9 protein-coding genes are annotated in these 10,231 nt (G+C 45.9%); all 9 read right to left on the bottom strand.

Annotated features, from left to right (window positions below; all coding sequences use genetic code 11):
* Window positions 1–173 precede the first annotated feature (173 nt).
* The 9 genes from ACOJS8_RS16570 to ilvA all read right to left on the bottom strand — a co-directional run bounded on the left by ACOJS8_RS16570 (window position 174) and on the right by ilvA (window position 10,110).
* Window positions 174–638, bottom strand: a complete 465-nt coding sequence (locus ACOJS8_RS16570) for a hypothetical protein (protein WP_420149656.1) — start codon at window positions 636–638, stop codon at window positions 174–176.
* 110 nt (window positions 639–748) lie between these two features.
* Complete coding sequence (locus ACOJS8_RS16565; RefSeq protein ID WP_420149655.1) at window positions 749–1,888, bottom strand: 2-isopropylmalate synthase; 1,140 nt, start codon at window positions 1,886–1,888, stop codon at window positions 749–751.
* A 259-nt stretch (window positions 1,889–2,147) separates the two neighbouring features.
* Window positions 2,148–3,224, bottom strand: coding sequence for a 3-isopropylmalate dehydrogenase (gene leuB, locus ACOJS8_RS16560; RefSeq protein WP_420149654.1), 1,077 nt, complete (start codon window positions 3,222–3,224; stop codon window positions 2,148–2,150).
* 104 nt (window positions 3,225–3,328) lie between these two features.
* Window positions 3,329–4,024 (bottom strand): class I SAM-dependent methyltransferase, encoded by a 696-nt coding sequence (locus ACOJS8_RS16555; RefSeq protein WP_420149653.1) that lies wholly within the window; start codon window positions 4,022–4,024, stop codon window positions 3,329–3,331.
* 107 nt (window positions 4,025–4,131) lie between these two features.
* A complete protein-coding gene (locus tag ACOJS8_RS16550) occupies window positions 4,132–5,667 on the bottom strand; it encodes an alpha-isopropylmalate synthase regulatory domain-containing protein (RefSeq protein WP_420149652.1) in 1,536 nt (511 codons plus the stop codon).
* A gap of 74 nt (window positions 5,668–5,741) precedes the next feature.
* Window positions 5,742–6,338: a 3-isopropylmalate dehydratase small subunit gene (gene leuD, locus ACOJS8_RS16545; protein WP_420149651.1), complete on the bottom strand. Its 597-nt coding sequence runs from the start codon at window positions 6,336–6,338 to the stop codon at window positions 5,742–5,744.
* A 106-nt stretch (window positions 6,339–6,444) separates the two neighbouring features.
* A complete protein-coding gene (leuC, locus tag ACOJS8_RS16540; RefSeq protein ID WP_420149650.1) occupies window positions 6,445–7,845 on the bottom strand; it encodes a 3-isopropylmalate dehydratase large subunit in 1,401 nt (466 codons plus the stop codon).
* A 110-nt stretch (window positions 7,846–7,955) separates the two neighbouring features.
* Window positions 7,956–8,834, bottom strand: coding sequence for a helix-turn-helix transcriptional regulator (locus ACOJS8_RS16535; RefSeq protein WP_420149649.1), 879 nt, complete (start codon window positions 8,832–8,834; stop codon window positions 7,956–7,958).
* 7 nt (window positions 8,835–8,841) lie between these two features.
* Complete coding sequence (gene ilvA / locus ACOJS8_RS16530; RefSeq protein ID WP_420149648.1) at window positions 8,842–10,110, bottom strand: threonine ammonia-lyase IlvA; 1,269 nt, start codon at window positions 10,108–10,110, stop codon at window positions 8,842–8,844.
* Window positions 10,111–10,231: the final 121 nt, after the last annotated feature.

Raw genomic sequence — 10,231 nt, 5'->3', positions numbered from 1 at the left:
TTGGTGCTGTGAAGGCGGGTGAACACCTCTCCCTTTTCGAACAGAGCCGTTAAGCCCCGTACTGCCGATGGTACTGCTGTCACAAGCGGGAGAGTAGGAAGGCGCCACCTTTGAGTTAGCTGGGATGTTCTCCACACGGGGAACATCCCTTTTTTTGTAGCCTCAGACCCGGGTTATTCTACCCATGCAGTTAGCTCAAGATTAGGTAACGCTATTTTGTCTAGTAATTGATCTTCCAATAAATTAGCCCAGATAAGCATATAGGTTATCACATCTTCACGAACGTTGTGTTTTAGATGCCGCTTATTTATGGGCAGATGCAACAGAATTTGTCGATCATCCAATCGCTCTAGATGTTTTAAATCTTCTATAGTTAAACCTGCCCGAAGCATCTCATTGATTAAAACATCAATTGGCATTTGGCTGGTAGAGCAATAATCTTCAGCTTGTTCACTCCAGTCTCCATGCCGTTGCATGGCGTAACGGTGAATTTGTTCTTTGTTAAGTTTTGTTATCTCCTGAACCAAATTACCACAATTACAGCCACCCATGTGACCCCATTGATAAGGAGCTCCGTTTTTAAGATTTTGTGCGGTTCGGCGTAGCGCATCTATCAGTTCAATACTAGGACGGGCCATAGTGATACGAATAAATTTGTGGTACTTTATCTTTTTGGATTCGAAACAGCTTGTATTTAGGCTTTGTTCTTCCTGTTAATAAAAAAAGCCCGTTTCAAACGGGCTTTAGGTTATCGGACAAGTTCCATCAAATCTTTATCATTCACTTCTTTGCGGATGTCTGCCATATCCAGGAAGCGAGTATATATTCCGTCAAGCGTTGGTTTATCGTACCGAAATCCGAGTAATTCGAGTCGATGTTTAAGAGCATGACGACCCGACCGAGCAGTAAGCACAATCGATGATTTTGGAACACCAACGTCTTGGGGATTCATTATTTCATAGTTCTCAGAATGTTTCAAAAAACCATCCTGATGGATACCTGATGAATGAGCGAAAGCGTTACGTCCTACAATAGCTTTGTTAGCCTGAACAGGCATTCTCATCATTTGCGAAACCAAATTACTAACCGGGAATAGGCGAGTGGAGTCAATATTGGTGTATAGTCCCAATTCCTTTTTCACCTTTATTGCCATTACCACCTCCTCAAGCGACGTATTACCAGCTCGCTCTCCTATGCCATTCATTGTTACTTCTACCTGACGAGCACCGTTCATAACACCTGCTAACGTGTTAGCGGTTGCCAAGCCTAGGTCATTATGGCAATGTATTGAAATTGTAGCTTTATGAACGTTGGAAACGTGTTCATAGATATACGCGATCTTTCTGCCGTATTCCTCAGGTAAGCAGTAGCCTGTTGTATCAGGAACGTTAACAACAGTGGCTCCCGCGTTTATTACAGCTTCTGTCAACTGCGCGAGAAAGGCTAAGTCGGCCCGACCTGCATCTTCAGCATAAAATTCTACGTCTTCTACATACGTTTTAGCATGTTTGACGGCAGCAACAGCCTGTTCCAGAATCTGTTCTCGAGTACTATTGAATTTATTACGAATATGAATGTCGGATGAACCGATACCTGTATGAATACGTCCTCGCTTTGCCCATTTCAAGGCTTCTCCTGCAGCATCGATGTCTCCTTTTACGGCACGGCTCAATGCGCAGATTGTGGGCTCAGTGACGGCCTTCGAAATTTCAACGACAGACCGGAAATCACCTGGACTCGAGATGGGAAAACCTGCTTCGATAATATCAACTCCTAGCCTTTCTAATTCTTTAGCAACTACGATTTTTTCTTCGGTGGTTAATTGGCAGCCTGGCACCTGTTCACCGTCACGCAAGGTCGTATCGAAAATATAAACTCGTTGGCTCATGATCTGATATTAATTGAATTGGTATAGATTTGATTATTGTAAAAAAGGCCCTTTTCAAGAGGAAAAAGGGCCTTTCGTTCACATATATCCTCTGCCTGTTTCTATAGCGTATCTAAAATTTGAAGTCGATATAGTAAGAAGCTGATCATTCTAATGTTTGCGAAATTTCGCTGGTTGCGTAAATACGCTACAAAAATAGTTGTTTTTAAAAAGTTTGCAAGAACGAAAATAAAATAGTTCGCTATAAATATGGTATTAGCTAAGCCGTTAATCTTTGCACTATCTGTCTACCCATCGCTTCAGTGCCTAATATTTTTTCGGCAGGTGTATTACTATTAGCGATATCCCGGGTACGGAACCCTTCTTTCAATACGGTATCAACGGCGTTAATTACTGACTCACTTTCTGCTTTCATTCCAAATGAAATGTCTAGTAATAACGCTACTGAAAGTACAGATGCCAACGGATTCGCTAACCCCTTACCTGTAATATCATGGGCAGAGCCGTGGATGGGTTCGTAAACACCAGTGCTATCGCCAACCGAAGCCGAAGCTAACATGCCCATAGAGCCTGCGATCTGACTAGCCTCATCAGTTAAGATATCGCCAAATAGATTGCCTGTCACTACTACGTCAAAACGCTTGGGATCTTTTATAAGCAGCATAGCAGCTGCATCAATAAATTGATGCTCAACGGTTACGTCTGGGTACTCAGGCGCAATGCTCTGCACAACCTCACGCCATAGACGGCTGCTTTCCAGTACGTTCGCTTTGTCAACCGAGCACAGCTTTTTACTACGTGTGCGGGCTGCTTCGAAAGCTTTCCGAACGATACGTTCAACTTCATACTTGCTGTAAATCATTGTATCATAAGCCGTATTGCCTTCGTCGATACGTTCACGTTTGCCGAAATAAACATCGCCAGTTAGTTCGCGGAAGAACAAAATGTCTGCTCCACGAAGGATTTCTGGCTTGATGCTTGATGCGTCCAGCAGTTCATCAAATAGCTTAATTGGGCGTAAATTGGCGTATAGCCCCAATTCTTTGCGCATTTTTAAAAGGCCTTGTTCGGGTCTTACTTTTGCAGAGGGGTCGTTATCGTATTTTGGATGGCCTACTGCGCCGAATAGAACAGCATCGGCAGCCCTCATTTTACTTAATGTTTCGTCGGGCAGCGGGGAGCCTGTCGCTTCGATGGCGACGTGTCCCATCAGGGCTTCATCGTACGTGAATTCATGTCCAAATTTCTGAGCAATTACTTCCAGAACTTGCTTACCAACGGTGGTCACTTCGGCCCCGATACCATCGCCAGGGACGACAAGAATGTGTTTTTTCATGTTTTTAAACAAAAGAATGAATGAGTGAAGGAATGTTGTCGCACCTTTCTCATTCATTCTGCGAGCTATTTAACTAAAAGGAATGTAAACAAGATTATATAGGCTTACTTTGGTCGTACGGCTTCAGCAATTACGTTCTTACCAATCACATGGCCGGTCGTTAGTTTATCAAACAGGCGACTCACTGGGAAGATAACCCGGTCATAAAAAATTACGGAATCTTTGGTAATTCGCCCGTCTTTACCCATCCATTTATAAACCAGCGAAATGAAATAACCGGCAAAATCGTAGTATCGGCAGTCAGTGACGCGAAAACCTGCATCTTCCAGAATCTGCCGGACTAACTTCTTATCGTAGCGCCGGTAATGACCGACGTGTTCGTCCATATTGCTGAAAATTTCCTGACGGGCTGGAACAAAGACTTTAATACGTCCGCCAGGCTTAAGCTTGTCAAATAGCTCTTTCACAATGTCACCGTGATGCTCGATGTGCTCCAATACGTTGATCGTATAGATTAAATCATATTTTTTGTTGAGCTGGCTAATATCTGTGTAAACTGGCTGTTTGATCAAAGGCAGAAGATCTGGATCAATTTCGGCAGCGTCGACGCTGCCCAAAGGAAACCGATTGGCATATTCTCCATTACCGGCACCAAAATCTAAAACGGCTTCACCAGGCCGAATATCACGGGAAACCCATTTATAAAGGCCTCCGTTGTAATTGACTGCATGGCTCATTATGGCCAGATTATCTGACCCATTATACTCTACTTTTTCTGCCGTTTGTTTCGCTTGGCTCATATTGCTTGTGGATAAATTAAACCCAATTCAATGCTAATTTCTAGAATTACGAAGCACGAATTTATTAAACGAATCGCTATAAATGCCAAATTCGATTTTAGCGTCCATCAAGCGGTATGGGCATAATCCAAAGTATTAAGCATTTTCTGAGTGGCCTTAATGGCTGATACAGTCTGATCAGAATCGAGTCCCCGAGTTTTAAACTCGCGATTTTTATATTTCCAGGTGATAATAGTTTCACAAAGCGCATCAGTATGGCCACCTGTCGGAATTCGGACAGCGTAATCAGTCAATACGGGCAGGGTTAGTTTCTTTTTACCGTAAATCTTTTTAAGCGCATTCATGAAGGCGTCATACTGACCATCGCCCTGGGCGTTTTCCTCAAATTGCTCTTCGTCAATTCGTACCCGTAGGGTAGCCGAAGGCTTAAGATCTTTTGAGTGCGTCAGTACGTAGTTAAGCACCTCTACCCGTGAAGCTATGGCATTGGTATTCAATACGTCCGAAATAACGTAGGGGAGGTCTTCGCGTGTAACGACTTCCTTTTGATCACCCAATTCGATAACGCGCTGCGTCACTTTTTTGAGGTCGCTTTCGGATAACTGAATACCTAATTCCCGAAGGTTATTCTCGATATTGGCTTTTCCCGATGTCTTGCCGAGCGCATAGCTTCGTTTCCGACCGAAGCGCTCGGGGAGTAACGTATTGAAATACAGATTGTTTTTCTTATCGCCGTCGGCGTGGATACCCGCGGTCTGCGTAAACACATTGTCGCCAACAACGGGTTTATTATCCGGAATCCGAAGCCCTGAGAAGGTTTCAACAATCTTGCTAACCTGATAGAGTGATTTTTCAACGACTCCAGTTTTAACATCTGGCATGAAATCACGTAGTACCGCGATAGCACTGGCCATGGGCGCATTACCCGCCCGTTCGCCTAAACCATTGACGGTCAGGTGTATGCCGTGAGCGCCCGCCCGAATCGCTTCCATTACGTTGGCGATGCTGAGATCATAGTCGTTATGAGCGTGAAAATCGAAATGAAGTTCGGGGTATCGACTGACTAACTGACCAACAAATTCGTACGTTTCGGAAGGAGTCAGAACACCCAGCGTATCTGGCAACAGAATTCGACGAACTGGCTGCGTTTGCAGAAAATTCAGAAACTGAAGCACGTAGCCAGGCGAGTTTCGCATTCCATTACTCCAATCTTCCAGGTAGATATTTACTTGTAGATCAGCCTGCTGTGCTTTGGTAATGAGCCGCTGAATGTCATCGAAATGCTCCTGAGGCTTTTTCTTAAGTTGGTGGGTCAGGTGGTTGAGCGAACCTTTGGTGAGCAGGTTCATCACTTTGGCACCTGACGCCTGCATCCAGTCGAGCGAAGCTTGTCCGTCTACAAACGTCAGAACTTCAACTTTATCGAGCAATCCGGCACTGGCTGCCCAATTCGTAATCTGCTGTACGGCCTCTAATTCGCCGGCCGAGACCCGTGCAGAAGCAACCTCAACCCGGTCTACTTTGACTTCAGTCAATAGCAACTGGGCCAAAGCTAATTTTTCAGACGCAGAAAACGACACTCCGCTGGTTTGCTCTCCATCGCGAAGTGTCGTATCCATAATTTCAATATAACGACGTTTCATCTTTGAATGATTGAGTGACTGAATGATTGAATAAGTTTGCTCGAACTTGTATTCAATCATTCAGTCACTCAAAACTAAAAAGGTCTCGTTTCGGCAAAGGATTCAATTTCGGTCTTCATCGATAGCAGGTAATCGATGTCATCATATCCATTGATGAGGTTATGCTTTTTGTAGCCATTGATCGTGAAACCTTCGCTCTCGCCAGTGGTCAGCAACGTAATGGTCTGTTCGGGCAGATTTACCTCCAGTTCAGCCTGTGGGTCGGCTTCAAGAGCCGCGAAGATTTTTTCCGCAAATTCGGGGCTAACCGTTACAGGTAAAATACCGACGTTCAGGCAGTTATTCTTGAAAATATCAGCAAAGAAGCTAGAAACGACGCAACGGAAGCCATAGTCGTAAATCGCCCACGCAGCGTGTTCGCGGCTTGAACCGCTGCCGAAGTTTTTACCGCCAACCAGAATCTTGCCCGAATAAGTCGGGTTATTTAGTATAAAATCAGCTTTGGGCGTATCATCGTTATTGTACCGCCAGTCACGGAAAAGGTTATCACCGAACCCTTTACGTTCAGTCGCTTTCAGGAAACGGGCAGGAATAATCTGATCAGTATCGACGTTCTCGATCGGCATGGGAACGGCCGTGCTACGTAGTATAGTGAATTTGTCGTATGCCATTGTTTTTGAGTGATAAACGATAAGTGATGAACGATGAGAGGTTTGCTGCACTTGCGCAGCTATTTATCACCGCACCGGCGGCCCGGTCATCGTTCATCACTTATCACTATAAAAATTCTCTTGGGTCGGTTACTACGCCAGTAACGGCGGCAGCTGCTGCTACTAAAGGACTTGCCAGCAACGTGCGGGCACCCGGTCCCTGACGGCCTTCGAAGTTCCGGTTTGAGGTTGAAACGGCGTATTTGCCCGCCGGAATCTTGTCTTCATTCATGGCCAGACAGGCTGAGCAACCGGGCTGACGTAGCGAGAAGCCCGCTTCGTTCAGAATATCGAGAATGCCTTCTTCTTTAATCTGTGCTTCTACGATATGCGAACCCGGTACGAGCCAGGCCGTTACGTTATCCGCCTTTTTCCGCCCTTTCACAATAGAAGCAAAAGCGCGGAAATCTTCAATACGACCATTGGTGCAGCTTCCCAAAAAGACAAAATCGATGGGTTTACCAATCATGGATTCGTTTTCAGAAAAGCCCATGTACTGCAAGGATTTTTTGTAGCTGGCGGCACCGTCCTTTACAGTTCCCGCTACAGGAATATGATGCGTTACGCCCGTGCCCAAACCGGGGTTGGTACCGTACGTAATTTGCGGTTCAATATTGGCTGCCTCGAACGTCAGGTCAACGTCGAACGTAGCACCTTCGTCGGTTTTGAGCGATTCCCAATACGGAACCAGTTTATCCCACTGTTCACCTTTGGGAGCCAGTTCACGACCATTCAGGTAGTTTAAGGTTGTTTGGTCGGGAGCAATCATGCCACCACGCGCACCCATTTCGATACTCATGTTGCAGACCGTCATGCGGCCTTCCATGCTCATGCTCTCAAATACGTCGCCCGCATATTCGACGAAATAGCCCGTTGCGCCACTCGCTGAAATCTGCGAAATAATGTACAGGATTACGTCTTTTGGCAGTACGCCTTTGCTTAACGTACCGTTCACGCTGATCCGCATTTTCTTCGGTTTAGGCTGCATGATGCACTGCGTTGCCAGTACCATTTCAACTTCCGACGTACCGATTCCGAAAGCAATAGCACCGAACGCTCCATGCGTGGAAGTGTGCGAATCGCCACAAACGATGGTCATACCGGGTAACGTAATGCCATTTTCTGGACCTACTACGTGTACAATCCCATTTTTGATGTGACCCAGCCCCCAATGAGAAATGCCATATTTGGTCGCGTTACGTTCCAGAGCCGCCAACTGGTTAGCTGATAGCGGATCGGCCACGGGCAAATGCTGGTTTAGCGTTGGCGTGTTGTGATCGGCGGTTGCGAACGTACGGCCCGAAAACATAACGGGTGCGTTACGGCTTTCAAGGCCAAGAAACGCCACTGGGCTGGTTACTTCATGGATAAAATGCCGATCGATAAACAACACATCGGGGCCGTCTTCTACGTGCCGGACAACATGCGCATCCCATACTTTATCGAACAGGGTCTTTGGGGTACTCATAGCGGTTAGGTAACTAGTTTCTGTTAGGTTTTCTTCGTGTCGCTTGGAGCGAGAGATGAGTTTACAAAATTGATAAATCTTTCTGAATCACCTATCTCGCGATTCGTCCACTAAATAGCGATTTTGGTCCAATTGAACCGCTTGGGTGTAAAACCGTATTGCTGTTTGTAGGCTTTAATGAAATGGGATACGCTTTCGTAGCCAATTTCCATGCTTACCTCCGATACGTTCTTGTCTGTATTTCGAAGCAGAAAATGAGCATGCTCAAGTCGCTTCCGACGAATCCAATGGCCAGGAGCGGTATGAAAATGGTTTTCAAAGTCACGCTTGAAGGCTGATAAGCTTCTTCCTGATATTCTTGCCAACTCACTCATCGACAACGGTTTGAGTAAGTACGTGCTCATCAGATAATCGAGGTCGGTTTTCTGGCCCTGATATATATGCAGCAGAATGGAACGTAACTGTCCCGATGTATCGAGTTCAAGCAGATGCAGTAGCAATTCCTGGAATTTTAACCGTAGTAACTCGTTCAGGAAAGGGGTTCTGGCACCAAAATACGGTAATAGCGAATTGATAAACGTAGTAAACGTAGGCGATGAAGAGAGCGATAGAATAAGGTCAGTTGGTAACGTAGTGAAGGCGGTTTGAAACAGCGCAAGGTGTTGGCTGACAAACTCTTTTAACATTTTCTCGTTAACGAAAAATACCAGGCTTCGGTAGTTGTTATCAATCGATTCGTTCATTGAATAGCAGCCCCGCTGAAAGAATAAAATGTCGCCTTTATGTACATGCAATTCCTGTGTGGGCGAGCTGAATTTCTTCTCGCCTTCCAGGACGACAATCACCGCATGTTCCTCAAAAAAAACTTCGTTACGTTCAGGATATACGTCGCTACGGTAAGCCACAAATGTCATCTTCGAAGCGTCTGGCCGCTGAATGCTCAACGACTGAAACTGGTTAGGTTCGATGGATGACGGAACACGTAGCATAGCCTGATTAAACTAAAAACTGAAACAAGTCAGGTTGGTCGTTGAGGTATTCATACACGATGCTTTGATCGTTCATTCGCTGGATGAGTGGCTCGAAATCTTCCCGGTTTTTCAGCTCGATACCTACTACTGCTGGTCCCGTTTCGCGGTTTGTTTTTTTTGCGTATTCGAAGCGGCTGATGTCGTCGTTGGGACCTAGTACGTTAAGGAAGTCACGGAAAGCGCCAGCGCGTTGTGGAAAGCGAATAATGAAATAATGTTTCAGCCCTTCGTAGAGCAACGAACGCTCTTTGATTTCCTCCGTACGGGTAATGTCGTTGTTGCCACCACTAACCAGACATACTACGTTCCTGCCCTTAATTTCGTCTTTGAGCAGGTCCAGTGCGGCAATCGTTAAGGCTCCGGCGGGTTCGGCTACAATGGCGTCTTCGTCGTACAGTTTCAAAATGGTTGTACAAACTTTTCCTTCGGGAATGAGCAGAACACGGTCGAGGTTTCGGCGACAGACTTCAAACGTAGTGTCGCCCGGGCGTTTGACGGCCGCTCCATCCACAAATTTATCGATCTTGTCGAGTGCTACTACGTGCCCTTGGTCAATGGAAACTTTCATGGACGGAGAGCCAAGGGGCTCAACGCCAATTAATTTAGTTTTAGGGCTTAGTTGCTTGAAAACTGTAGAAACGCCTGCGGCAAGTCCCCCTCCGCCGATGGCCATGAGCAGGTAATCGATCTTGACGTTGGAGTCTTTAAAAATCTCCAGCCCAACTGTTCCCTGGCCTTCCATAACCTGCAAATCATCGAATGGGTGAACAAACGTACTGTCGTGGGTCTGAACAAATTCAATGGCTGCATAAAAGGCATCGTCGAACGTATCGCCGGTCAGGACAACTTCCACAAATTCTTTTCCGAATAGTTTTACCTGTTTTACTTTCTGATTTGGCGTAGTAGTTGGCATAAAAATGGTGCCTTTTACGCTCATTTTCCGGCAAGCGTAAGCGACACCCTGCGCATGGTTACCAGCACTGGCGCATACCACACCTTTGGCCAGGGCCTCAGCAGGCAGGCTTGCCATTTTATTATAGGCCCCCCGAATTTTATAGGATCGAACAACCTGCAAGTCTTCCCGCTTGAGGTAGATATTGGCACCGTAGCGGTCAGAAAGGTTAAGATTTTCCTGTAAAGGCGTATGCACTGCCACGCCCTGAAGCCGTTCGGCAGCTAAATAGATATTATCGAGATCGGGGGTTATTAACTCAGTGTTTTCGGTATTGGACACGGCTGACGAAGTATTTACACAAAAGTACAAAAAGTCAGCGGGTCGTGAGGTGGCTTTTCTTAAGCAAAAGAGAAACCTTCCGATACGTAGTACGTACTACGTATCGGAAGGTTTCTCTTTT

The sequence above is a fragment of the Spirosoma sp. genome, assembly GCF_048594605.1.
In the GTDB taxonomy this organism is placed as follows: domain Bacteria; phylum Bacteroidota; class Bacteroidia; order Cytophagales; family Spirosomataceae; genus Spirosoma.
This window is presented reverse-complemented; position numbering and strand designations above follow the sequence as displayed.